Annotated in this window: 28 protein-coding genes; 21 read left to right on the top strand and 7 right to left on the bottom strand. The window is 43.9% G+C overall.

The window, feature by feature from the left end:
• Nucleotides 1–31: 31 nt before the first annotated feature.
• The gene (locus AC59GT_RS12775) at nucleotides 32–895 is read left to right on the top strand and encodes a 3-keto-disaccharide hydrolase (protein WP_497237996.1); all 864 of its coding nucleotides are present in this window, start codon (nucleotides 32–34) and stop codon (nucleotides 893–895) included.
• 39 nt (nucleotides 896–934) lie between these two features.
• Here the strand turns inward: AC59GT_RS12775 and AC59GT_RS12770 are convergent, their stop codons facing one another.
• The 3 genes from AC59GT_RS12770 to AC59GT_RS12760 form a co-directional block, all read right to left on the bottom strand.
• Nucleotides 935–1,840 (bottom strand): prohibitin family protein, encoded by a 906-nt coding sequence (locus AC59GT_RS12770; protein WP_497237995.1) that lies wholly within the window; start codon nucleotides 1,838–1,840, stop codon nucleotides 935–937.
• Between the two features lie 153 nt (nucleotides 1,841–1,993).
• On the bottom strand, nucleotides 1,994–2,179 hold the full coding sequence (locus AC59GT_RS12765; RefSeq protein WP_117383415.1) for a DUF6358 family protein: 186 nt from the start codon (nucleotides 2,177–2,179) through the stop codon (nucleotides 1,994–1,996).
• A 1-nt stretch (nucleotide 2,180) separates the two neighbouring features.
• Nucleotides 2,181–2,495 (bottom strand): rhodanese-like domain-containing protein, encoded by a 315-nt coding sequence (locus tag AC59GT_RS12760; RefSeq protein WP_497237994.1) that lies wholly within the window; start codon nucleotides 2,493–2,495, stop codon nucleotides 2,181–2,183.
• 120 nt (nucleotides 2,496–2,615) lie between these two features.
• Between AC59GT_RS12760 and AC59GT_RS12755 the strand changes: the two genes are divergently transcribed.
• From AC59GT_RS12755 to ypfJ, 4 genes are all read left to right on the top strand, one after another.
• Nucleotides 2,616–3,734, top strand: a complete 1,119-nt coding sequence (locus tag AC59GT_RS12755) for a DUF4407 domain-containing protein (RefSeq protein WP_497237993.1) — start codon at nucleotides 2,616–2,618, stop codon at nucleotides 3,732–3,734.
• A gap of 82 nt (nucleotides 3,735–3,816) precedes the next feature.
• On the top strand, nucleotides 3,817–5,676 hold the full coding sequence (locus AC59GT_RS12750) for a M61 family metallopeptidase (protein ID WP_497237992.1): 1,860 nt from the start codon (nucleotides 3,817–3,819) through the stop codon (nucleotides 5,674–5,676).
• Nucleotide 5,677: 1 nt separating this feature from the next.
• Nucleotides 5,678–6,982, top strand: coding sequence for a M20/M25/M40 family metallo-hydrolase (locus tag AC59GT_RS12745; protein ID WP_497237991.1), 1,305 nt, complete (start codon nucleotides 5,678–5,680; stop codon nucleotides 6,980–6,982).
• A gap of 143 nt (nucleotides 6,983–7,125) precedes the next feature.
• On the top strand, nucleotides 7,126–7,974 hold the full coding sequence (gene ypfJ / locus AC59GT_RS12740; protein WP_497237990.1) for a KPN_02809 family neutral zinc metallopeptidase: 849 nt from the start codon (nucleotides 7,126–7,128) through the stop codon (nucleotides 7,972–7,974).
• Nucleotides 7,975–8,221: 247 nt separating this feature from the next.
• Here the strand turns inward: ypfJ and AC59GT_RS12735 are convergent, their stop codons facing one another.
• From AC59GT_RS12735 to AC59GT_RS12725, 3 genes are all read right to left on the bottom strand, one after another.
• Nucleotides 8,222–8,956: a lysophospholipid acyltransferase family protein gene (locus AC59GT_RS12735; RefSeq protein WP_497237989.1), complete on the bottom strand. Its 735-nt coding sequence runs from the start codon at nucleotides 8,954–8,956 to the stop codon at nucleotides 8,222–8,224.
• 47 nt (nucleotides 8,957–9,003) lie between these two features.
• Complete coding sequence (locus tag AC59GT_RS12730) at nucleotides 9,004–9,564, bottom strand: NUDIX domain-containing protein (RefSeq protein WP_497237988.1); 561 nt, start codon at nucleotides 9,562–9,564, stop codon at nucleotides 9,004–9,006.
• 87 nt (nucleotides 9,565–9,651) lie between these two features.
• Complete coding sequence (locus AC59GT_RS12725) at nucleotides 9,652–10,593, bottom strand: EamA family transporter (protein ID WP_497237987.1); 942 nt, start codon at nucleotides 10,591–10,593, stop codon at nucleotides 9,652–9,654.
• Nucleotides 10,594–10,692: 99 nt separating this feature from the next.
• Between AC59GT_RS12725 and AC59GT_RS12720 the strand changes: the two genes are divergently transcribed.
• Nucleotides 10,693–11,331 carry a CGNR zinc finger domain-containing protein gene (locus AC59GT_RS12720; protein ID WP_497237986.1) on the top strand — a complete coding sequence of 213 codons (639 nt, stop codon included), beginning with the start codon at nucleotides 10,693–10,695 and terminating at the stop codon, nucleotides 11,329–11,331.
• Between the two features lie 57 nt (nucleotides 11,332–11,388).
• Here the strand turns inward: AC59GT_RS12720 and metK are convergent, their stop codons facing one another.
• Nucleotides 11,389–12,639 carry a methionine adenosyltransferase gene (gene metK, locus AC59GT_RS12715; protein WP_497237985.1) on the bottom strand — a complete coding sequence of 417 codons (1,251 nt, stop codon included), beginning with the start codon at nucleotides 12,637–12,639 and terminating at the stop codon, nucleotides 11,389–11,391.
• Between the two features lie 209 nt (nucleotides 12,640–12,848).
• On the opposite strand from metK, the gene AC59GT_RS12710 reads away from it, so the two are divergent.
• From AC59GT_RS12710 to nuoF, 15 genes are all read left to right on the top strand, one after another.
• Complete coding sequence (locus tag AC59GT_RS12710; protein WP_497237984.1) at nucleotides 12,849–13,739, top strand: diacylglycerol/lipid kinase family protein; 891 nt, start codon at nucleotides 12,849–12,851, stop codon at nucleotides 13,737–13,739.
• Nucleotides 13,740–13,743: 4 nt separating this feature from the next.
• On the top strand, nucleotides 13,744–14,079 hold the full coding sequence (locus AC59GT_RS12705) for a translation initiation factor (RefSeq protein ID WP_497237983.1): 336 nt from the start codon (nucleotides 13,744–13,746) through the stop codon (nucleotides 14,077–14,079).
• 485 nt (nucleotides 14,080–14,564) lie between these two features.
• Nucleotides 14,565–15,401 (top strand): MotA/TolQ/ExbB proton channel family protein, encoded by an 837-nt coding sequence (locus tag AC59GT_RS12700; protein WP_497237982.1) that lies wholly within the window; start codon nucleotides 14,565–14,567, stop codon nucleotides 15,399–15,401.
• 90 nt (nucleotides 15,402–15,491) lie between these two features.
• Nucleotides 15,492–16,109 carry an ExbD/TolR family protein gene (locus AC59GT_RS12695; RefSeq protein ID WP_497237981.1) on the top strand — a complete coding sequence of 206 codons (618 nt, stop codon included), beginning with the start codon at nucleotides 15,492–15,494 and terminating at the stop codon, nucleotides 16,107–16,109.
• A gap of 6 nt (nucleotides 16,110–16,115) precedes the next feature.
• Entirely contained in the window at nucleotides 16,116–16,649 is a 534-nt protein-coding gene (locus AC59GT_RS12690; protein WP_497237980.1) for an ExbD/TolR family protein, read from the top strand.
• 29 nt (nucleotides 16,650–16,678) lie between these two features.
• A complete protein-coding gene (locus AC59GT_RS12685) occupies nucleotides 16,679–17,506 on the top strand; it encodes an energy transducer TonB (protein ID WP_497237979.1) in 828 nt (275 codons plus the stop codon).
• Between the two features lie 4 nt (nucleotides 17,507–17,510).
• The gene (locus AC59GT_RS12680) at nucleotides 17,511–17,741 is read left to right on the top strand and encodes a hypothetical protein (RefSeq protein ID WP_497237978.1); all 231 of its coding nucleotides are present in this window, start codon (nucleotides 17,511–17,513) and stop codon (nucleotides 17,739–17,741) included.
• Nucleotides 17,731–18,651 carry a PstS family phosphate ABC transporter substrate-binding protein gene (locus AC59GT_RS12675; RefSeq protein ID WP_497237977.1) on the top strand — a complete coding sequence of 307 codons (921 nt, stop codon included), beginning with the start codon at nucleotides 17,731–17,733 and terminating at the stop codon, nucleotides 18,649–18,651. The genes AC59GT_RS12680 and AC59GT_RS12675 overlap by 11 nt, the downstream gene beginning before the upstream one ends.
• 26 nt (nucleotides 18,652–18,677) lie before the next feature.
• Complete coding sequence (locus tag AC59GT_RS12670; RefSeq protein ID WP_497237976.1) at nucleotides 18,678–20,381, top strand: tetratricopeptide repeat protein; 1,704 nt, start codon at nucleotides 18,678–18,680, stop codon at nucleotides 20,379–20,381.
• A gap of 76 nt (nucleotides 20,382–20,457) precedes the next feature.
• Nucleotides 20,458–20,829, top strand: a complete 372-nt coding sequence (locus tag AC59GT_RS12665; RefSeq protein ID WP_497237975.1) for an NADH-quinone oxidoreductase subunit A — start codon at nucleotides 20,458–20,460, stop codon at nucleotides 20,827–20,829.
• A gap of 117 nt (nucleotides 20,830–20,946) precedes the next feature.
• Complete coding sequence (locus AC59GT_RS12660) at nucleotides 20,947–21,489, top strand: NADH-quinone oxidoreductase subunit B (protein WP_117383435.1); 543 nt, start codon at nucleotides 20,947–20,949, stop codon at nucleotides 21,487–21,489.
• A complete protein-coding gene (locus tag AC59GT_RS12655; RefSeq protein WP_497237974.1) occupies nucleotides 21,489–21,992 on the top strand; it encodes an NADH-quinone oxidoreductase subunit C in 504 nt (167 codons plus the stop codon). The genes AC59GT_RS12660 and AC59GT_RS12655 overlap by 1 nt, the downstream gene beginning before the upstream one ends.
• An 8-nt stretch (nucleotides 21,993–22,000) precedes the next feature.
• A complete protein-coding gene (locus AC59GT_RS12650; protein ID WP_497237973.1) occupies nucleotides 22,001–23,212 on the top strand; it encodes an NADH-quinone oxidoreductase subunit D in 1,212 nt (403 codons plus the stop codon).
• Nucleotides 23,205–23,729 (top strand): NADH-quinone oxidoreductase subunit NuoE family protein, encoded by a 525-nt coding sequence (locus tag AC59GT_RS12645; RefSeq protein ID WP_497237972.1) that lies wholly within the window; start codon nucleotides 23,205–23,207, stop codon nucleotides 23,727–23,729. The genes AC59GT_RS12650 and AC59GT_RS12645 overlap by 8 nt, the downstream gene beginning before the upstream one ends.
• Nucleotide 23,730: 1 nt before the next feature.
• Nucleotides 23,731–25,095 carry an NADH-quinone oxidoreductase subunit NuoF gene (nuoF, locus tag AC59GT_RS12640; protein WP_497237971.1) on the top strand — a complete coding sequence of 455 codons (1,365 nt, stop codon included), beginning with the start codon at nucleotides 23,731–23,733 and terminating at the stop codon, nucleotides 25,093–25,095.

Here is a 25,095-nt window from a genome sequence, read left to right as displayed (position 1 = left end):
GTTAAGTTTGAGATGTAAACCATACTTAAACATGAACAAACTTCTTGCCTGCCTTTGCTGTGTATTGTGCCTTGTTACAGGTTCGTCTTTTCAGCCGGCACCTGAATGGACCCCTCTGCTGGATAAAACGCTGTCCAAATGGGAGATATACCAAAGCTTCTACCATAAACTAGGCTATAAAGGACAGGCGCCAACAGATGAGAATGGCAAGTTGATAGAGCCAATTGGTTACAACAAGAACCAGGCTAACGTATTCTCGGTAAATATGGTGAGCGGAGAACCCGTGCTGCATGTTACTGGTGAGATTTATGGTTGTGTTTTTACCAAGCAGGAGTTTGAAAATTACCACTTGCGCTTAAAATATAAATGGGGCAAAAAGAAGTGGGTACCGCGTATATATGAGTTAAAAGATAGCGGGTTGCTTTATCACTCGCAGGGGCCAGCCGGGGTAGAGTACTGGCGCAGCTGGATGCTAAGTCAAGAGTTCCAGATCATAGAGCATAGCCCTGGTGATTACTGGTCGCAGGCATCTTCACAGGCCGACATTCATGCGGTAAAAGATTCAAGCTACAAATTTGATACTAAAGGGCCGCTTACCCCTTTTGGTGGGGCAACAGGTCATGGTGGTTTTTGCCAGGCTGGTACCGATATGGATAAAGTGGGCGAATGGAACCAGATAGACCTGATTACTTACGGCGATAAAAGCTTGCAGATAGTTAACGGCAAAGTGGTTAACGCGCTTTCCGGCTCTAGGTATAAAGATGGCGATGTATTAAAGCCGCTTATTAAAGGCAAGCTGCAGCTACAGAGCGAGGCTGCCGAGATATATTACAAAGACATCCAGATAAAATCGATAAAAGGTATTCCTGCAGAATACGCTGCTTACTTTAAATAATGCACCGGCTATTTTGCCGATGCACTATCTGCTTTGACGCTAATTATCAGTCAGCATTATTGGGGTATTCTTGCTATTGCCAAGAATTATCACTTTTGCGTTAGGCGATAAAGCGATATCCTTTTGTGCCTTTATCAATTCATATTGCAGCTGCTTGTCAGATAATCCGGTTGATAGAATCTTCTGATAGTCAGCTATACCCTGTGCTTCTACACGTTTACGGTCTGCCTCCTGGCGTTCTTTCTGCAGCACAAAGGTCATCTTCTGAGCATCCTGTTCAGCCTGGATCTTCGACTCGATGCTGGCCCTTACCGATGCAGGCAGCGAGATGTTCCTAACTAGTATCTGCTGAAGCACTAAGCCGCGTTTGGCAAAGCTTTCCAAGATAGTACGGTTGATCTTATCCTGAAACTCCTGCCGTTTAATTGAGTACAAATCCACAGCCGCATAGTTAACCGCATTATCACGTATGGCGGTGCGTGCTACCGGGCGAACAATCTTGTCCACGTAGTCTGCACCTATGTTTTGGAGTATGTAAGGTGCTTTAAGCGGATCTACCTTGTAAAGTACAGATAAGTCAATAGTAACCTCCAGCCCGTCTGATGATAGTACGCGTATGGCGTCGTCGCCTTGTACTTCACCCTCCGAGTGCACGGCACTCATGGTGTAGTTTTGCGTTTGGACGTTAAACGTCTTTACATCTACCAGTGGGTTTATAACGTGCAAACCGCTTTCCAACGATGCCGGCTGCACTTTACCAAATAAAACCTGAACGCCAACCGTACCGGCATCTATCACCTTAAAAGAGGATGTTATAAAGCCCAACACCGCAATGGCTATACCCACAGCACTTACTATGCCGCCAAACCGTCCAATAAGTTCGGTAGAGCGTTTTACCATTATACCCGCAAACAGGATAATGATACCGAGAATGATAAAAAACATGATATGTAAATTTAATTTGAGGAGTGATTAGATATTATAGAGAATGAGATATACCCACTTTGAAAATGTTACTAAATGTAGCAGATTTATTTTATAACTAACAAAGCCGGATAAGAGAACTTATCCGGCTTTGTTAGTGTCTGTTGGAACAGGTTAATTCCGTATATTTTGTTTTACTTCTTTAATAAGCTTCATCTTCAGCATGATAAAAACGCCGCCAATAAATAAAGCGCCTATTAGAAACTCATAACGTGCGTGCTCAAACCCCCAGTAAGCTGTAAAAAGGCATATCATTATACCTATGTTGTAAAGCACATTTAAAGCCAGCTTCTTACCCATATTAATACACGCTGATTGTTGGGTCAATTTCGGCTTGCCATGCAAGTATGCCACCTTTAAGATTGTAAAGGTTAGTAAAACCCTGGCTTTCCAGCTGATGAAGCGCTACCGAGCTGCGTTTACCGCTGCGGCACATAATAACTACCGGTTTGTCTTTAGACACCTGGTCTGCCTCAATAAGTATTCCACCCAGAGGTATAAGTTTGCCGCCTATGTTTGAGGTTTCATATTCAAAATCCTCGCGTACATCTATCAGTTGGAAATCTTCGTTGTTATCTATCTTCTCTTTTAATTCCTGTACCGTAATCTCTTTCATGTTAGTGTAATTATAACTCAAAGGTATGCTTTTCTGCATCAAATATTTGTGCGTGTTTTGTAACAATAAGTACCTGCCGGCGTTTCATAGTAAGCTGTTAAAATATTGCAGCTAAAGGCAATGAAGAAAATAACCCGGTTTTTTTGGTTCTGTTCCGGTGCACATATAGATACTTTAAAGAAATACCCTATAGAACATAACAAATATGTGGGTATAGGCGCTACTATATTTTTCACCGCTCTGTTTGCCGCACTTTCCGGCGGCTATGCTATGTACTTCGTATTCAGCGGCAGCGCTTTTGCTGTTGGCTTTGCTATTCTGTTCGGATTGCTGTGGGGCACTGCTATTTTTAATATGGACAGGTACATTGTGTCTAGTATAAATAAAGAAGGCACAATAGGCCAGCAAATACTGCAGGCATCGCCGCGTATATTGCTTGCCATTATGATAGGCGTGGTAATATCGCGGCCATTGGAGTTGAAGATTTTCGATAAGGAAATCCGCGACAAGCTGAAGACTGCTTATCTAAAAGGCCAGCATAGCAAGATAGATACGCTGCAAAAAACTTATCAGCAGAAATACGCCCAGGAACTGGTAAAGAACACCGACCTGAAAAAGGAGAAAGATTCGCTAGAGCGAGACATTAATCGTTCGCGGTATGAGCTTAATCAGGAGGTATTTGGAGATAAAACCAACCAAACGTCTGGTATAACAGGTTATGGTACCTATGCCAAGCAAAAAGAACAGGTTTTAAAAGAAAAGCAGGACCGCCTTAAAACCGTTACAGAAAATCTGGGGCAAATGGATGATTACCTTGCCCGCAGGAAAGATTACGAAGGATTGAACAGCACCCGTTTGTTCAGTAACCAGCAATTGGATAGCCTGGCTGATATAGCTGGTTTTGCCGACCGAAACTGGGCGTTGGGTCAGCTATCCTATAATGTAAACGGCACCCGCGACCTGGACACTTACCTCGCAATTTCCTTTATAGGTTATTTATTCATATTGTTCGAGTGCTTGCCGGTATTTGTTAAGCTGATGTCTCCAAAAGGGCCTTACGACACCGCTGTAGCAAAGGTGGCGGAAGCTGACGTTCATTATGCTGATAAAGACAAAGAACGATACATGGCAGTTACCGACAGTACTTACGATCATAACCTGGATGCCGATATAGACAGGCGAAAGCGGATTATAACTGCACAGTCTGAGTATGATCTAAGCCGTCACAGTTATGATTAGTATAGTTTGATATCCGTAATAAAATTGATAGATAAGCATTAGGGATTTAATGGTAATTTAACAGCCGAAAGATTATCCATTAATGAAGAAAATATTGTCTTTAGGAGCGGCTTCCTTATTGTCGCTTGCCGCGTTGGCACAAACAGCGCCTAACACTATCAGCTACACGGTTTCATTTCCAAACGCGGCTCATCATGAAGCTGAAATAGCCATGAGCATACCGCAGGTACCTGCGGGTCCGCTTAAGGTACGTATGAGCCGTTCATCGCCGGGCAGGTACGCTACACACGAATTTGGCAAGAACGTTTACAACGTAAAAGCTTTTGGCGAAGGCAACAAGCCATTAGCAATTACTCAACTAGAAGGTGATGTGTACCAGATACCCAGCCACGGTGCAACCGTTAAGATCACCTACACGCTTTTTGGCAACTGGACAGATGGGACATACGCCAGTATAGAGCCCAGCCACGCGCATTTAAACATGCCAGCATCGTTTATGTGGGCATATGGCATGGATAAGCGGCCTGTTACCTTTAAGTTTAACGATCTTGATAAATACGGTTGGAAAGTTGCCACCCAGCTCAACCCTATCGGCGGCGGCGTTTACTATGCGCGCGATCTGCAATATATGATGGATAGTCCTACTGAGCTATCCGCCTACAAAGAGGCCAAGTGGACAGTTAAAAATGCCAATGGTAAGGATGAGACCATCAAGCTCAGCACCCACTCGGACGATGATCAAAGTGTTATAGACAACTTTGCTACCATGGTGCAAAAAGTTGTGCTAGAGGAGAAAGCTGTATTTGGCGAACTGCCCATGTACGATTATGGCAGCTACGTTTTCCTGCACGATGTACACCCAAGCACCGCCGGCGATGGTATGGAGCACCGTAATTCAACTGTTATCGTACAGCCGATAGGTAAAGTTGGCGGCAATGAAGTACGCCTGCTGGGTACTTTCTCTCATGAGTACTTCCACAGCTGGAATGTAGAACGCATTCGCCCAAAAACTTTAGAGCCCTTTAACTTCGAGCACGCAAACATGAGCAACGAGCTTTGGTGCGCGGAAGGTTTTACTCAATATTATGGGGAGTTAGTGCTTACCCGTGCAGGCTTCCACACGCCTGAGGAGTATGCACGTACTGCTGCAGGCTTGATAAATTCAGTGTTAAATACGCCGGGCGCTAAATATTATAGCCCTATACAGGCCAGCCGTTACGCGGTTTATGCAGATGCCGGTGTTGCCGTAGATCAACTGAACACAACTAACATATTCACCAGCTATTATGTATATGGCGGCGCAACCGCGCTGGCTCTGGACCTTCGCTTGCGCGCTGAGTTTGGCAAAACGCTTGATGATTTTATGCGCCAGCTTTGGCTCACACATGGTAAAACAGAAAGAGCGTACACCGTTGCGGATCTTCAGGCTGTGTTGGCACAAGTAACCAATGCGTCTTTTGCAGCAGATTTCTTTAAGCGCTACATCTATAGTGTAGAAAAGAATGATTATGAAAAATTGCTCGCAAATGCTGGTTTCCTGTTGCGCAAAGCGCAGCCGGGTAAAGCCTGGTTAGGTTCTGCAGGTGCGCAATTAAGGGGACGTTCAGGTCAGTCCAACACCGGTGATGGAGGCGTGCCAATTTCTTCTCCGACTGCCAAAGGTAGCCCGCTTTACAAAGCAGGTATCGATGCAGGTGATGTGATCCTGAAGGTAGACGGAAATGCAGTAGATGCGGCCGGCTTACAAAAAGCGGTTGCTGATAAAAGGCCTGGAGACGTTATTACAGTAACATATAAAGACCGGACAGGTGAACACGACACCAAAGTTACCCTGGAAGAAAACCCAAGCTACGAGGTAGTGACCTATGAAGCAGCCGGTAAAGAAATAACCAAACAACAGCAAGACTTCCGCAATAGTTGGTTGTCATCAAAAGTAAAATAACATGAAGAGATTTTTAGCGTCGGCTGCGTTAATGGCCGTATCGGTGTGCAGCTTTGCACAGGACGTAAACAAACTAATAAAGCAGGATGATGTAGAACGCATCATTAAAACCCTAAGTGCTGATGACATGGAAGGTCGTGGCACATTTACTAAAGGGATTGACAAGGCTGCAACATTTATAGAAGGTGAGTTTAAATCAGCGGGCTTAAAGCCGTTAACAGGAGCAACCGGCTTCCGGCAGAGCTTCAGCATGCTGAAGACAACTCCTGTTAGTGCCAAAGCAACCATTAATGGTGTGGAAGTCCCTGCAGACCGCTTGGCTATTACAGCTCCGGCATCTTTTAACTGGGCAAGTGTTAGCGCAGTAGAAGTAGCCAAAGTACCGGCTGGGAGCAACTTTATGGAAAAGTACCAGCTATATGCTAAAGGAGATAAAGATATGCTGGTGTTGGTAGATACCAGCTTTGCCCCGATGTTTAAGAGGTTGGTAGCACGTGCTAAACGCGGCGGTACGGCTTTTAAATCTGCGAATGGTGCAAATAAAGGTGTAGTGTTTGTTATGGGGTCGCTGGATGATGTAACATCGCTCAATGTTGCTTACGAAGTGAAAACAGAGGAGAAGCCGTTATTCAATGTAGCTGGTATGATCCCTGGTAAATCAAAGTCAAACGAATATGTGATATTCTCCGGTCATTATGACCATCTGGGTATTCAAAAGAATGGCATAGCAGGAGATACTATTGCTAATGGTGCCGATGATGATGCTTCCGGAACGACTGCTGTTATCAGCCTGGCTAAGTACTACAAAAAGCTAAACAATAACGAGCGCACCCTAATTTTCGTAGCGTTTACTGCCGAGGAAATTGGCGGATTTGGATCACAGTATTTTTCTAAACAGATGGACCCAGATAAGGTAGTTGCCATGTTTAATATTGAGATGATTGGCAAAGACTCAAAATTTGGCGAGAATTCGGCTTTCATCACCGGTTACGAACGTTCAGATTTTGGTAAGATTCTGCAAAGCAATCTGGAAGGTACGGCATTTAAGTTTTATCCTGACCCATATCCGCAGCAAAACTTATTTTACCGCAGCGATAATGCTACACTTGCAGCACTCGGCGTACCTGCACATACCATCTCTACCGACCAGATAGATAGTGACAAGCTTTATCATACGGTTAAAGACGAGTTTAGCAGCCTTGATGTGAAGAACATTATTGCTACTATCCGCGCTATTGCGTTAAGCTCCCGCTCGATAGTTGCCGGGAAGGATGCCCCAACCCGCATTCCTAAGTTGCAGCAGTAACAGCACATTATAGTTTAAAACAAGCGAGCCCTTTCTACCAAATAGAAAGGGCTCGCTTGTTTTAAAACAGATATAGTTAGATAAACATGCCGCAAACAAATTTCAGCGGCATCATGTTACATGGTAACTAATCTTAAAACACTATGCAATGGTTTGGCAGGCGCGAAAGCGGTAATGTTGAAGAAGGCAGCAGCGGCGGTGGCCGTGGTTTTGCCGTAGGTGGCGGTTTGGTTGGCATAATAGCTGCCGCTATATATTTCTTTACCGGGATAGATCCTTCCGCCGTACTTAATCAAACTCAGCAGGGCGGTGCGCAGCAGGAAAATACGCAGTCAGCCGGCCCGGATAACGATCAGAAGAAATTTGCACGTGTGGTACTGGCGGATACAGAAGATATATGGACGAAGCTTTTCCAGGATATGGGAAAAACTTACGACAAGCCCGTAATGCATTTTTTCACCGACGGAGTAAATACCGCGTGCGGACAGGCTGGGTCGTCAACAGGCCCATTTTATTGCCCCGGCGATCAAAAGGTTTATATAGATGTTTCGTTTTTTGATGAGTTAAAGAACAAGTTCGGTGCGGCGGGTGACTTTGCTCAGGCTTATGTTATCGCCCATGAAGTAGGGCATCACGTGCAGGACTTGCTAGGCGTAAGCGCCAAAATGGATCAGGCGCGCCAGCAGATGAGCCAGACTGAATACAACAAACTATCTGTTAAACTGGAGCTGCAGGCCGATTTTTATGCAGGTGTTTGGGCGCATTACGAGCAGAAGCTTAAGAATGTGCTAGATCCCGGGGATATTGAAGAAGCCCTTAACGCTGCACACCAAATTGGTGATGATCGATTGCAGCAAGAATACCAGGGTGAAGTTACACCTGATAGCTTTACACATGGCACTAGTGCGCAGCGTATGTACTGGTTTAAAAAAGGTTACGAAACAGGCGACCTTAGCCAGGGTAATACCTTTGCAGCGGCTGATCTGGAGTAACGGAATACACTAAGTTCAAAAGTGTTTCGCTGAAACAGGTGAAACACTTTTGAGTGCCTTGAAACAAACTTTGCTTAGTAATCAGTTGGTTATAAGTTGAAGCGAAACAGTACTAATACTTACCGCGGATAATCTAAATATCTGTTTATCAGTTTATTATTATAATTCGGTACGATGAAGAATGTATTTGGGTGAAACAGTCTGAAATACATCGCCATTAAATTTCGAAACACTTACCCCTTAGCGTTTACTTTACCACAACTGCCCGTATTCTCTCTTCGCAGATTTTTGTAAGTTCATCAGCCGGTCTGCCCTGTGGTTCTATGGGTTCAAGAACTTCCCACTTCATTGGAGTAAATGTATTCATGGGATAAAAACCGTACTCTACCATTTTCCAGGAATCGGTTATGGCAACAGGTACTAATAAGGCGCTCGGGCATTTTTTTAAAAGCGTTGCTACTCCTGCAGATTGAAATGGCTTTACACTGCCGTCCTTAGATCGTGTTCCTTCCGGGAATATCATTGCACCCCAGTTGTTCTCTTTCATGCGCGTGCCAAATTTGGACAGCTCCATAATAGACTGCCGCGGATCTTTACGATCTATATTGGCACCGCCGCCAACTTTGAGGTTATAAGATATAGAAGGGATGCCTTTTGTAAGCTCTACCTTAGATATAAACTTAGCGTGATACTTCCGCAGGTAATAGATCATCGGCGGGATATCGAACAAGCTTTGGTGGTTGGCTATAAAAATTATCGGTCTGTTTAACGGAAGGTTTTGTTTGTTTATGAACGTAACACTGTTGCCCAGCAGGTAAGCTGTTTTAACCAGGAAAAAGTTCAGGATGTCTACAGAGCGCTTGTGAGCAGCATAACCAAACAGTTTATAGCATATCCACTGCACCGGTTGAAATATAACCAGCATCAAAAAAAATGCGACAATGGCAATGGGTGACAGGAAATAACCTAGCAATTTTCTCATTAACGCCGCAAAGGTAAATTTTTTTGAGAATATGGTAAACAGATGAATTACAATCGGTTTTCAACCAGCATCAGCTTTACTTTAAGTATTGCTGCTACGGTTACCGCGTCTGTTATCTCGCCGCTGCAAACCATTTGGTAAACATCCTCAAAAGGCATCTTTCTCACCTGTAATTGCTCGGTATCTTCAGGTTCTGCTTCATGCTGCTGCAAGCCACGCGCTAGGTAAATAACACTAAATTCATCACATACCGAATTGGAGAGATGCATCTGCAATATCTCCGTCCATTCCGTCGCTTTTAGGCCAGTTTCCTCAAGTAGTTCACGTTTTGCCGAATTCAGCGGGTTGCTGCCTTCGGGTCCGCCGCCCTCTGGTATTTCCCAGCAGTACTGGTTAAGTACAAAGCGGTATTGCCCTACCAGGTAAGTATTCATATCCTCGTCAAGCGGTACTACACCTATGGCTGTATTTTTGAAATGAACCTTGCCGTAAATACCAGGATTGCCCGATGGGTTTATCACCTGGTACTCGGTTACGTTTATCCAGGGGTTATCGTAAACATCTTTTTCAGACGTTACTTTCCACGGGTTTTCGGTTGGGTTTTCCATCCTGTAAAGATAAATTTCGCATGCAAAAATCTGCAAAAAACACACTTTTAAACGATGCTCTTTAAGTTAGCGGACAAGCATCAATAATTAACCTGATGCTTCCGCAGCTTCTTTTTTACGGTCGAGGTAACCGGGCACATTTACCAGCAGTATGCCTGCGAGTATTACCACCAGGCAGATGAGCTGAGCTTTGTTCACGGGCTCATCCATCAGCAGCCATCCTAAAAATACCGCCACCACCGGGTTCACGTAAGTGTGGGTACTAACAACTGCCGGCGGTTGGAAAGCGATAAGCCAAACAAAAGACAGGTACGCCACTAATGACCCCATAACAATAAGGAACAACAAACCGCCCCATGCTTCCGCTGTAACCTGTGCAAACGAAAATCCTGTTTGCTCGCTTTTGCAAAGTGCTATAATGCCTGCCGCTATGCTGCCGGCAAGCAGCTGCACGCTGGCATTCATTACCGTAGTGCTGGTGCCCTGGTTTCCTTTGGTGATAAGCGAACCAATTACCCATAACAACGCGCTTACCAGCACTACAATGCTGGCTACTATAGCCATAGGCGAATCGTTAACATGAGATACCCCTAGTCGGAGAAAGAAAAAAATTCCTGTAAAGCCGATGATAAGACCGCCGAGAATGTATTTGTTGGAGAAATATTCGCTCCACCGTTTCCTGTCCACCAGCAAAAACATCAGCGGTTCTGTGGCAACCAATATAGCTGCCTGCCCCGAGCTGATGTATTGTTCGGCCCAGGCGATCATGCCAGTGCCGCCCACCAGCATCAATGTGCCGCTGAGCGCGTGCCGCCAAAGGTATTGCCATTTGGGAAGGGCCTCTTTCTTTAACTTGCACCAGGCCAGCATAAGTAACCCTGCTGCCAGGTAACGCAGCCCTACCAGTATAAAAGGTGGAAACCCTTTCAAGCCATAAGCTACCGCTAAGTAGGTTGACCCCCATACAATGTAGATGCTAAAAAAGGCTAATGCCACCAACAAGGGCGAGGCTGTATGTTTGTTTGCCATAACTAATGTTACTATCTAAATGAGTAACGATGGTAAAGTGTAATGGTTTTTACTATCTTAATTTACTTTGATGGTAAAAATAAGATTATATTTGAAGTAATGAACAAAGTAAGAACAATAGCCAGTTTGCCGCTTGATGGTGGGTTGCTCTGCCTCGACTTTGTAAATACTGTACAAACACGCAAAAAGAAGCCGTCTCACGAGTATCTTGCAGATTATACAACCTTCCTAGATTGGTGCATAAAAGTTGATATTGTCTCAGAGAACGAGAAGCGAGAGCTGGCTTTACTGTCGGTGGCGTCGCCCGGGAATACCGATGAGGCTTTTCAGCATATTTTACAAGTGAGAGATACTTTCTATGGTTTGTTTTCCCAAAAGGCTGCCGGAACAAGTGTAGATCAATCCACCCTTGATAAATTTAATACCCTGGTATCTCAAGCGCTGTCGAATATCGGTTTTGCAAATCATAAAGATGGGTTAACACAGGTTTGGCTAAACACAGGAAAAGATCTTTCCAGTCCGCTATGGAAGGTTGTAAAATCTGCTTATGATATTTTGACTTCCGCAGATGCTAAGTATATAAAAGAATGTTCTGCATGCGGGTGGTTATTTTTGGATAGAACGCGCAGCCACACCCGCCGATGGTGTAACCCGTTGGAGTGCGGCAGTACAGATAAAGCCATACGGTACTACTATAAGCGCAAAGCCGCCGAAGGATCCCAACCGGAAAAGTCTTAAATAAAAAAGCGGCCGATTACCCGGCCGCTTTCCAAAAATTGAAATTTATTAGGGGAATTACAATCCAAATGCTGATTTCACCTTCTCTACGTAATCCAGTTTTTCCCAGGTAAACAGTTCTACCTCGCTGGTAACTACGCGCCCTTCGGGGCTGGTAAAAGTTTTTGTAATAGTTTGGCTTGGCTTGCCAAAGTGGCCATAAGCTGCAGTTTCGCTGTAAATAGGGTTGCGAAGTTTAAAGCGGGTTTCAATAGCGTAAGGAGTCATGTCAAAAACCTCTTCCACTTTCGCAGCTATCTCGCCATCGTTCAGTCCTACTTTGCCGGTACCATAAGTGTTTACATAAATACCCATTGGTTTAGCAACACCTATTGCGTAAGATACCTGTACCAGTACCTCGCTGCAAACACCTGCAGCAACCAGGTTTTTAGCAATATGGCGGGTAGCGTAAGCAGCAGAGCGGTCAACCTTTGATGGGTCCTTACCGGAAAATGCACCACCACCATGGGCGCCTTTGCCACCGTAAGTATCAACAATTATTTTACGACCTGTTAGGCCGGTATCACCGTGCGGGCCGCCAATAACAAATTTACCGGTAGGGTTAATATGATATTTAATTTCGTTATTAAAGAAGTGCGCGTATTTTGGATACTTAGCCTGCACGCGTGGTATAAGTATGCCAATAATATCGTCACTTATCTTTTTAAGCATCGCCCGCTCTTCGTCAAAATCGTCGTGCTGGGTTGATATTACAATCGCATCTATACGTGTTGGCTGGTTATCATCGCTATACTCCAGCGTAACCTGCGATTTTGCATCCGGGCGAAGGTATTTAATGTCGGTATTCTCGCGGCGAATGGCAGCCAGCTCTATCAATAAAGCGTGGGCTATATCCAGCGCAAGCGGCATATAGTTGTCGGTTTCTATAGTAGCGTAGCCAAACATCATTCCCTGGTCGCCCGCGCCTTGCTCTTCCTTAGAGGTACGGTCGACACCCTGGTTAATATCCGGAGATTGCTCGTGTATGGCTGACAGTACACCGCAAGAGCTGCCATCAAACATGTATTCGCCCTTGGTGTAGCCAATTTTGTTGATCACTTCGCGCGCTATCTTCTGCACATCAAGGTATGCTTTAGATTTTACTTCGCCGGCAAGTATCACCTGCCCGGTTGTTACTAGTGTTTCGCACGCAACTTTAGATTCAGGGTCGAAGGCTAAGAAATTATCAATTAACGCGTCGGATATCTGATCGGCAACTTTATCTGGGTGCCCTTCTGATACGGATTCTGAAGTGAATAAATATGGCATAAAAAGTTTAAATAAACGTAAACGCCGAAAGGTAAGATCTTTTTGAAACTGTAAAAGAGAAGCAGGATTAGCACTTTTTTACGTGGTTGCAACATGTACCGGCGCTGGTCCGGAGCAATCAAATCAGTCCACTTTCGCGTGGGCAAAAATAAAACAATTTTTTACAAAGCCGAAAATACATTTACTTTTGACGGCTTAAACTTATATAGTTGAAAAGGAAAGCGTTATTTATTATAAACCCGGTGTCGGGAGGGAAGAAAAAGGATGGTGTTCCGGAGCTTATAAACAAATACATCAACCAGCAACTGTTTGAGTTTAATACCATTTTTAGCACAGGCGTAAAGCATGCCCGTGACGTTGCCCGTGAAGAGGCTGCCAATTACGACATGATAGTAGCTGTTGGTGGCGACGGTACCGTAAACGAAGTAGCATCGGGCATAGCAGGTACCGATACAATTTTAGGCGTAGTACCTTATGGATCGGGCAACGGACTGTCCCGCTTTTTGGGAATACCTATGAACGCCGAGGGTGCGCTGCAGGTATTAAACAATGGCCATACCATTAATATAGATGCCGGTAAAATGAACGGCAAGTGGTTTTTTAACATGGCAGGCATGGGTTTTGATGCGCATATAAGCCAGGTTTTTGCGCACGGCAGCGAGAAGCGCGGTTTCGTGAGCTATTTTAAATCGTCACTGCAGGAAATATCCACCTACCAATCCCAAGTGTACAAGCTTAATATAGACGGAGTGCCATATGTACGCGAAGCTTTTATGCTGAGCCTGGCTAATTCGTCTCAGTACGGTAATAATGCGCATGTTTCGCCTACAGCTTCTGTACAGGATGGGCTGCTTGATGTTTGCATTATAAAGCCGTTCCCGTTATACCGTTTTCCGGAGATGGGTTTACGGATGTTTACTAAAACGGCAGACAGCTCAAAGTTTGTAGAAATAATAAAAGGCAAAAGCATCAGTATAACCCGCAGCAAGCCCGGCCCAATACACCTGGACGGGGAACCCAGGGATGCCGGTGAGGAACTTACAATTGATATTGTACCCGGTGCATTAAAGGTGATGGTTGGCAGCGCCTATAATAAATAGTAGCATGGCAAAAAAGAACTACACAGGCATAATGTATTCTACCGATCCTGATTTTCAATACCAGGAAAGTGAAAGCGGTAACGTAAATACCTTGCCACCTCAACAGCAAAACTTAAAGATATACCTAGACAGAAAGGGCGGCAGTAAGCTGGTTACCCGTATTACCGGCTTTATAGGTACACCAACCGACCTTGAAGCACTTGGCAAAAAACTGAAGGCCAAGTGTGGCGTAGGCGGCTCAGCTAAAGATGCTGATATACTTATACAAGGCGACTTTAGAGATAAGGTACTCACCTTACTACTTGCGGATGGTTACAAAGCAAAGAAAGCTGGCGGGTAATACATTGATTCGTAATTTGTGGCTTTGCCAAATTTAATTTCGTATTTTAGTGCAATAGAATTAGCAGGAATAAGTTTTACACTAACAAAAAACAACTTAGTGTAAAAACAACTTAAAGTGCCTGTTGTTCAATGTGTACCAATATTTATAACTAAGTAATTAGGTATAAGCGTAAAGGAGTAACTGTACTTTAGACACTATTATATCACTTTAGTTACATACTTTTTATAGGTCAATGTTTGCTATTATTAAAAAAAATGGGTTTCATTGTAAAAAATTATTTAGCAAAAACACAATTTTTATAGCTGTTCACGTTAAGTATTACCAATTTATAAACGTTTAGGGTGCTTGTATTAAGTTATCATAAACAATTAGAGAAAAAGTTTTTTTAATTCATTTAAATTCTATTTTTGTTATTCGCTAAAAACGCACACATTTTTATTAACTTATATTATAAACAAAACGAAAACTAAAAATTAAAAGTAATGGCAAACGCACCAACAAAACCAACTACCCCTGTAAAGAAAGAAAGCTCAAGTGCATCGGGCGCATTTGCATCTTTAACTATACCTATCTGTATCGTGGTAGCTATTTTGATCTTCATTTTCATCCTGGGTGACGCTAGTCACTACAAAGGTGGCGATCCTGCTAACGAGCCTTCAGATATCTACGGAACTGTACACAAAGGTGGTGTTATCGTACCACTTATCATGTCTTACCTGTTAATGGTTATCACTTTCTCTGTAGAGCGTTTCGTGGTTATCAACAAAGCAGCAGGTACCGGTAGTGTAGAGGCTTTCGTAAAAAGAATCCAGTCTTTCCTTAACACCGGCAACATCGAAGCTGCAAGCGCAGAGTGCGACAAGCAAAAAGGTTCAGTAGCTAACGTTATCAAATCAGGTCTTAAAAAATACCGTGAAATGGAGCTTGAGCCAAACCTGGACGTTGACCAGAAAACTCTTGCTATCCAGAAAGATATCGAAGAAGCGACTGCTCTTGAAATGCCAATGTTAGAGCAAAACCTTACCATTATCGCTACCCTGGTATCTGTAGGTACATTAACAGGTCTGTTAGGTACTGTAATCGGTATGATCGGTGCATTCGCTACACTGGCAGCATCAGGTGCTCCTAACCAGGCTGAGCTTTCTTCACACATCTCTGAAGCATTGATTAACACTGCATTAGGTATTGGTACATCAGCTATCTCTATCGTAATGTACAACATCTTTACTTCAAAAATCGACAAGTTGACTTATGCTATTGACGAAACTGGTTTCAGCATCGTTCAAACATTCGCTGCTTCTCACAAGAATCAAAGATAATTTAGAATAAAAGAAGGCTATTTTCCGATATAGCAAAATAAAATTCGGAATTACTTGTTTTTTTAAATTATTATTTTTTAAATTTGTACCATGGCAAGAGTAAAAGTACCAAGAAAGAGCACCCACATAGACATGACGGCTATGTGTGATGTGGCCTTCCTGCTGCTTACCTTCTTTATATTAACAGCAAAGCCAAGGACCGAGGACCCTGTTCCGGTTGACGTTCCTGGTGCAGCTGTGGAAATACCAGTACCTGACGATAATACGCTGATGCTTACTATCGGTAAAGGCAAAGTGTTTTTTAGTGTTGACGGAAGCGATATCCGCAAGGCAACGCTTGAGCAAATGGGCGAGAAATACAATGTAAACTTTACTCCTCAGGAAAAAGCAACATTTGCTTCTCTACCAGTATTTGGTGTGCCGATCAACCAGCTTCAGAGTTTCCTGAGAATGGATGTTGATCAGCGTAAAGCATTCCAGCAACCAGGTATCCCTAAAGACACAACAAATGCAAACGAGTTGTCAGACTGGATCCGCGAAGCGCGCAAAGCAAATGCAGCATTGCATAACAAGCCGCTTTATGTTACCATTAAAGGAGATAACAAGGAAGAATACCCAACCATCAGGACGGTGATCACTATTCTAACGAAACAAAAAAATAACAAGTTCGCGCTTATTACTACTGTAAGGGCGGCACCTAAAAAATAACCCGAAATGGCAGAATTAGATACCTCCAGCGGGGGTGGCAAAAAAGGCGGGAAAGTTAGGACCAAAAAGGCGTCGACACGTGTAGATTTAACTGCAATGGTTGACCTGGCATTTTTGCTGATCACTTTCTTCATGCTTACAACCACCCTTGCTAAGCCTAAGGCAATGGATTTGGCCATGCCTGATAAGGACGAAAAGACCAAGGATGAATTACCTGTTGCGGCTTCACGATCAATGACGCTTTTATTAGGCGCTAACAACAAAGTGGAGTGGTTTATTGGTGTACCCGGTGAAACGCCGCCAACTACAGAAGGTTACGGCAAAGACGGTTTACGTAAAACACTGCTTGATAAAGGCAGGGAGATACAGCAGTCTACCGGTAAATACATGGTAGTGCTTATTAAGCCAAGCGACAAATCAAACTACAAGAATGTAGTTGACGCGATTGACGAAATAAACATTGCAGGTGTAAAATCATATGCTATTATAGATATCACACAGCCCGAAATTGAGTTGTTGAAACGTGATGGCAACTATTAATAACACTAATAATAAATAACGTTAAAACTATGTTAGGATCAAAGTTAGACATACTTAATCAGCAGTGGATCGACGTTGTTTTTACCGGCCGTAACAAAGCTTATGGTGCATACGAACTACGAAAAGATAACCCTCGCCATACAAACAGGGCTCTTATTATAGGTGTTGTAGCATTCGTTTTTCTTATTTCGTTAAAAACCATCATCAACAAGATCGAGGGATTTATCCCTAAAGCTACTGAAAAGGTAAAGGTAACCGAAGTTGTGTTACCTCCGCCGCCAGTAAACAAGGAAGTTAAACCACCACCACCGCCACCAGAGCCACCTAAACCAAAGGTTGACCAGGTGCGTTTCCCTCCTTTGGTTGTGAAACATGACGATGAGGTGCGTGAGAAAGAACCGCCAACCGTTAAAGAGCTTGAAGTAGCTGACCCTGGACAAAAAGACCAGAAAGGTGACCCGAATGCTGATATCCGTATTGAGGAGCCGGTTGGTAACTCTGACGTGAAACAAGTGGTAGAAGAGAACCCTAACCAGATCTTCACCGCGGTAGAAAAACAACCAGGTTTCCCTGGTGGTGATGCTGCCTTCGGTAAATATCTTGGTAAAGCTATCCACTACCCGGCAATTGCAAGAGAAAACAATGTTCAGGGCCGCGTTATCCTTACTTTCGTTGTGGAAAGAGATGGATCGTTAACTGACATCAAAGTTGTAAGAGGTATTGGCAGCGGTTGCGACGAAGAAGCAGTACGTGCATTAAAGGCATCGCCTAAATGGACTCCTGGTATTCAAAACGGTCGCCCAGTACGTGTTCAGTACAGTGTACCGGTAGCATTCTCGCTGGCATCTGAAGAATAAAGTAATGTCATTAAATAATAATGAAGAGCAAAAATCGCCCAAAAGGCGGTTTTTGCTTATTTTAGGCGGAGTGGTATTCGTAGGGCTGTTCACAATGGGCTTATTGCTTATTGTATGGAACGGCTTCTTACCACAGCTTCCGAAACCGCAGCGGACTATTTTCGGCGCAGTTGTAATACTATACAGTATACTGCGTTTCTCAAGGTATTTACGTAAAGACCCAAATGAAAGATAGTATAAGAGTTATATTGAGCAGCGTAGCTCTTTTGCTTTTTACTTTACCTGCATGTAAGCAGAAGAGTGATAAAAATGGCGTTGTTTTAGACGGTTTTACCACCGGGAAGGCAATATTTGCATGTGACGAGTCGTTTTCTCCTATTGTAGGCGAGGAGCAATATGTTTTTAAAGCGCTTTTTCCTGAAGCAAATCCTGTAATTAATTACTTACCAGAGGGGCAGGTACTTGACCAGTTGCTGAACGATAAGGTAAGAGTTGCTATTATGTCTCGCGAATTGGACACAGCAGAAGCCGGTGTACTTAAGCGCCGTAAGCTGCCGCCTGACATTAACAAGTTTGCTATTGACGCAGTTGCCGTTATTGTAAACCAGGCATCAACAGACACACTGATATCAGTGAACGAAATTAAAGCGATGTTAAATGGCAAAGGCAAAGCCGATAAAAGCATCGTATTTGACAATCCGAACTCAAGTTTGGTAAGGTATTTGAAGGAACTATCTGGAAACAGCGAGTTCAAACAAAAAAATATTTACGCTCTGAAATCTAATAAAGAGGTTATTAAATATGTTGCTAGCCATCCTGATGCAATTGGCATAACAGGGTTTGCCTGGCTTAATGACCCGGATAAGGACTACGCTGAGGCTGTTGATCAGGTTAAAATAGTTGGTGTGAAGGACGAGAGCAGCAAGACCTCACCCAAGGAATATTTTAAACCTTCGCAGGAAACGCTTGTCCAACAAACGTATCCGCTAAGCAGGTCGCTGTATATAATTGACTGCACAGGCAGAAAAGGTTTAGGAGCTGGATTTGCATCATTTTTAGCCAGCGAACGCGGACAACGGATTATATTAAAATCGGGCCTGCTGCCTGATTCTATCCCGCCGAGGGAAATAAACATAACACATTAAACTATACATAACTATTAGAAGCTAAGATGAAAATGATCAGTAAAATAAGCAAGCTAGCATTAGCGCTTTCGTTATTTGGGTCATCGGTTTTTGCGCAGAGTTTAGACGACGCCAAGAAAGCGATTGACGCCGAACAATACCAAAAGGCTAAGTCTATGCTAAAGAACTTGACCGTTACCCAATCCTCTAAAGACGAGAACTTCTTTTATCTGGGCTGGGTGTATTTATTGCAGGACTACAGCGACTCTGCTAAAACAGTATTTAACAAAGGTATTGCCGTAAATCCAAAATCAGCACTTAACTATGCTGGCCTTGGCGCTGCAGCTTTGGTAGATAAAGACCGCGCTACTGCTACTAACAACTTTAACCAGGCAGTGACCTTAGCAGGTAAAAACAGCAAACCTTACGTTTATATGGGCGAAGCTTATTTGCTTAATCCGGTTAACGATAAAGTAAGCGCTGCTGATGCTAACGCTGCTATTGCAATTTTGAACAAAGGCAAGGCTATTAACCCTAAAGATGCTGAGCTTTTAATTGCCTTGGGCGATGCTTACCGCTCGCAGTTGAAAAGTAACGAGGCATATGAAAACTATGCTGCTGCAACGGCACTGGATCCAAAATCGGCCCACGCTAAAGTAGCTACAGGTGTACTTTGGAAATTTGCCAACAACTTTGAAGATTCTGAGAAGCAATTTCAGGAAGCATTAGCCATCGACCCTAACTATGGACCTGCTTACCGCGAATGGGCTGAGACTGACGCACGTTGGGCCTTAACAGATCCTAAGATGGCTTCTGTGAAAATTAAACAAGCTACTGATAACTATCGTAAGTTTTTATCACTTACTGATATGTCTGAAGATTCACGCTTGCGTTACGCCGACTTTTTGGCCTATGCAGGTGATTGGAAATCGCTACAGACAGAAGCCAACGAGCTGGCAAAATCTTCAAAGAACTTGAGGGTTTACCGTTACCTGGCTTACGCTGCTTACGAGAACAAGGATTATCCGTCTGCATTAACAGCAATGAACACCTGGATCACTAAAGCAGATGCTAAACGTGTTATCCCACGTGACTACGTTTACCTTGGTAAAATACAGATCGCTTCTGGTCAGGATTCTTTAGGTGTAAACGCTTTACGCAAAGCAGCTACACTTGATAGCACTCAGGCAGACGTTTATTTGGAAATCGGTAAGTCGCTTTACACTAAAAAGAAATATTTGGAAGCAGCAGAAGCTTACAAGTCATACATCAGCAAATCACGTAAGGTTACCCTTAATGATTATCTGCAGGAAGGCTTTAGCTACTACAAGGCGTTTACAGATCAGTACTACAGCACAGCAAAGCCAAAGCCGGTAGCAGATACTACTTTGTTAACTAAAGCAGACAGTGCTTTCCATTACATACAAACAAAAGCTTCTGCACCACTGCCAATTGTGGCCCTTTACCAGGCACGTGCAAACGACTTTAAAGAAACAGATCGTAACACTACAAAAGGGCTGGCTAAGCCTTACTACGAACAGTTTATTCAGTTACAAACCGCTAAAGGGGTAACTGAAGCTGATAAGTCGTACATGGCCGAAGCTTATGCTTACCTGGGCTCATATTATGAGTTCAAGGAAAAAGACGACGCTAAGGCGGGAGAAAATTACACCAAAGCCCGTGAATTCGATCCAGCTAATAAACAAGCTGCCGCTTACTTCCAGCGTAAAGGTGGAGCTAAAGGCAAATAATTTAGAGCTTTAATAAAGTGAAAAGCCCCTTGAAAAAGGGGCTTTTTTATTGTTTAGCCATTTGTATATTTGCAGCATGGAATTACAAAGTACATCGGTTGATTACCTGCCAATTATATTCCAGATGCTGGTGGCGTTAGGGTTTGTGTTTACCACAATGTTTGTTACGCACAAAATTGGGCCTAAACGCGAAACCAAGGACAAGCTTACACCATTTGAATCGGGCATAGAGGTTGTGGGTAACGCCCGCACGCCAATGTCCATTAAATACTTCCTTGTAGCTATACTATTTGTATTGTTTGATGTGGAGGTGATATTTATGTACCCGTGGGCAGTGAACTTTCGCAATCTTGGTAAAAATGGCCTTATAGAAATGTTCATTTTTATGGCAACATTACTAGCCGGCTTCATCTACGTTATCAAGAAAAAAGCGCTTGATTGGGATTAGTTTAGACTGATTCTAAATATTGACGGCGCTATTCCCAATGTGCTTGTTACAACGTATTTTGTTTAAATTTGCATAATCAGCAAAGCTGATGAATTTATACATTTTCGATTAAAATTCATGAGTGATATTCAATTAGTTGACGCTCCGGCAGGTGTAGAAGGGCAAGGATTTTTTGCTACGTCGTTAGACAAGGCAATAGGGCTGGCGCGTGCAAACTCATTATGGCCACTGCCCTTTGCAACCTCATGCTGCGGCATTGAGTTTATGGCAACCATGGCATCACACTACGATCTTGCGCGCTTTGGTGCTGAGCGTATCAGTTTTTCACCCCGCCAGGCAGATCTGTTGATGGTTATGGGTACCATATCTAAAAAGATGGGGCCTGTACTTAGGCAGGTTTATTTACAAATGGCAGAACCACGTTGGGTGATGGCTGTTGGCGCTTGCGCTTCTAGCGGCGGTATATTTGATACGTATTCGGTTTTGCAGGGGATAGACGAAGTTATTCCGGTTGATGTATATGTACCGGGTTGCCCTCCACGCCCCGAGGCCATCATTGATGGTTTTATGGCAATACAAAAGCTGGTGCAAACAGAAAGTTCCCGCCGCCGTAACGAACCAAAATATCAGGAACTTTTAGCTAAATACGGAATACAATAATGGGTAAGATAGCTAACCAAGTTCTTGTAGAAAAACTTGCTGGTCGTTTTGGAGACCAGGTAATGCCGCTAAACCAGGATTTTGGCCTGCTAGCGGTGGAAACAACTAAAGAGCTGATAACGGACGTGCTTGCTTATTTAAAGCAGGACGAAGAGTTGAAGTTCATATTCCTGACAGATATTACAGCTATCCATTATCCTGAGTTGGAGAAGTCGATAGGTGTTATCTATCATTTACATAGCCTTACTACTAACACCCGTATTTGTGTAAAGGTGTTCTTGACGGCTGACAACGTTCACATGCCTACTGCAACCAACTTGTGGGAGGGTGCTAACTGGATGGAGCGCGAGACATACGACTTTTTTGGTGTAGTGTTTGACGGCCATCCGGATTTACGCCGGATATTGAATGTTGATGATATGACGGTATTTCCTATGAGGAAAGAGTTCCCGTTAGAGGATCCTAACCGTATTGATAAGAAAGATTACTTTTTCGGAAGATAACATATAAGATGCAGAATCATCCTGTTTTTACTGACAACGATCCGCAGACCGAGTATTCCACACTTAACCTTGGCCCAACCCACCCGGCAACGCATGGGGTATTCCAGAATGTGTTACAGATGGATGGCGAGCGTATTGTTAACGGCGTATCAACAATCGGCTACATACACCGCGCTTTCGAAAAAATTGCCGAGCACAGGCCTTTTTACCAGATCACACCGCTTACTGATCGTCTGAACTATTGTTCGTCGCCCATTAACAATATGGGATGGCACATGACCGTTGAGAAGCTTCTGGGCATTACTATTCCAAAACGTGTTGATTACATGCGAATCATCATTATGGAGTTGGCCCGTATTACCGACCACATTATTTGCAACTCGATATTAGGTGTAGATACAGGAGCCTTAACAGGCTTTACCTACATGATGCAGTATCGCGAGTCGGTATATGAAATTTACGAGGAAATATGTGGATCGCGCCTTACAACCAACATTGGTCGTATAGGTGGGTTCGAGCGTAATTTCAACAAGATAGCTTTTGACAAGATCCGCAAGTTTTTAAAGGACTTTAATTATGGTTTAAAGGAGTTTGAAAACTTGTTTAACCGTAACCGTATATTTGTAGACCGTACACGTGGTGTAGCCGCCGTTACTGCCGAAACTGCATTGAACTATAGCTGGACCGGCCCTATTTTGCGTGCCGCCGGTGTTGACTACGATGTACGTGCGATGGAACCATATTCATCTTACGAGGAGTTTGACTTTGAGGTACCGGTGGGGGACAATGGCGATGTTTATGCCCGTTTCCTGGTGCGTAACGAAGAGATGTGGCAAAGCATGCGACTGATAGAACAGGCGCTTGATAAAATAGAAAAAGAATCACCAGAAATATTTCATGCGGATGTGCCGGAATTTTACCTGCCGCCAAAACAGGAAGTATACAACAACATGGAAGCTTTGATCTATCACTTCAAAATTGTGATGGGTGAAGTTGACACTCCTAATGCAGAAGTTTACCATGCGGTAGAAGGTGCTAATGGCGAACTTGGATTTTACCTGGTTAATGATGGAGGCCGCTCGCCTTACCGCCTGCATTTCCGTAGGCCTAGTTTCATTAACTACCAGATGTATGCGCCAATGAGCCAGGGGATGTTGTTATCTGACGCGATTATAAACATGAGTAGTTTAAATGTTATAGCCGGAGAATTAGATGCTTAGCGTACAAGAAACCAGCGCGCCGGTAAACTTTTCACCGGAGCTGATAACGAAATTTGACGACGTAGTTAGCCGTTATCCTCAAGGAAAGCAAAAATCTGCTTTATTGCCTATACTGCACCTTGTACAGGCCGAGTTTGGCTGGGTAAGTCCGCCGGCAATGGATAAAGTAGCGGCCTACCTGGATATACAACCTATAGAGGTTTATGAGGTTGCCTCTTTTTACACCATGTATTTTTTAAAGCCGCAAGGCAAGTACATGCTCGAAGTATGCCGTACAGGCCCATGCGAAGTAGTTGGCGCAAGCAAGATTATTGATCATGTAGAGCAAACATTAGGTGTTAAAGAAGGCGACGTAACTGCGGATGGTTTATTTAGCTGGCGTGGCGTTGAGTGCCTTGCTGCCTGTGGTTATGGCCCGGTATTGCAAATAGGTCCTGAATATACTTTTTACGAGAATTTAACAAACGAGTCGGTAGATACTTTGATTGCCGATTTCAGAAGAAAGGCTGGCAACTAACATGGGACGTAAGCTTTTACTCGAACATATAAACGTACCTGGCATTAATACATTTGATGTGTATCGCTCTAAAGGCGGCTATGCATCGGTAGAAAAGGCCCTTAAGACCCTTACACCTGAAGAAGTTGTAGAAGAGGTTAAGAAATCAGGCTTACGCGGTCGTGGCGGTGCGGGTTTCCCTACCGGCATGAAGTGGAGCTTTCTGGCAAAACCAGAAGGTGTAGCGCGTTACCTGGTGTGTAACGCAGATGAGTCTGAACCCGGTACTTTTAAAGACCGTTACCTGATGACGCATATCCCTCACCTTTTGATAGAGGGTATGATAGTAGCAAGCTACGCGCTGGGTGCCAAAACATCATACATCTACGTTCGTGGCGAAATGATGCCGCAGATACGCATCCTTGAAAAAGCAATTGCTGAAGCTAAAGCAAAAGGCTTTTTAGGTGCTAATATTTTGGGCACCGGTTACGACCTTGAACTTTACGTTCAACCGGGAGGCGGCGCATACATTTGCGGTGAAGAAACTGCTTTGCTGGAGTCATTGGAAGGAAAGCGTGGTAACCCGCGCATTAAGCCACCATTTCCGGCTATTGCTGGTTTATATGGTTGCCCAACTGTAGTGAACAATGTTGAATCGATAGCTGCTGTAGTACCAATCATTAACGAAGGTGGAGAAGAGTACGCTAAAGTTGGTATTGGCCGGAGCACTGGTACCAAGTTGATATCTGCAGGAGGCAATCTTAAACGCCCGGGAGTATATGAGATTGAACTTGGGGTACCTGTAGAAGAATTTATATACGGTGATGAATATTGCCAGGGCATAGCTAACGGCAAACGCCTGAAGGCGGTAGTTGCAGGTGGTTCATCTGTTCCGATTTTACCGGCTAACCTGATCTTGAAGACCATCAATAACGAAAGCCGTTTAATGAGCTATGAGTCGTTGGCTGATGGTGGTTTTGCAACCGGCACCATGATGGGCTCAGGCGGCTTCATCGCTTATGACGAAGACCAGTGTATTGTGCGCAACACCTGGAACTTTGCAAGGTTTTATCACCACGAAAGCTGCGGGCAGTGCTCGCCGTGCCGAGAAGGTACCGGCTGGATGGAGAAAGTTCTTCATCGCCTTGAATTTGGCCATGGTAAGCTTAGCGACATGGACTTGTTGGTAGACGTTAGCAAGAAGATAGAAGGTAATACCATCTGTCCGCTTGGAGACGCAGCAGCATGGCCGGTGGCCAGCGCTATACGCCACTTCAGGGACGAATTTGAATGGCATGTAACCAATGCCTATGAGGTGACAACAAGGAATTACGGACTGGCACACTATGCAGACCCGCTGCCACTGCTGGAAAAAGCAGAGGCATAA

Source organism: Mucilaginibacter sp. 320_HR (assembly GCF_059691875.1).
This window is presented reverse-complemented; position numbering and strand designations above follow the sequence as displayed.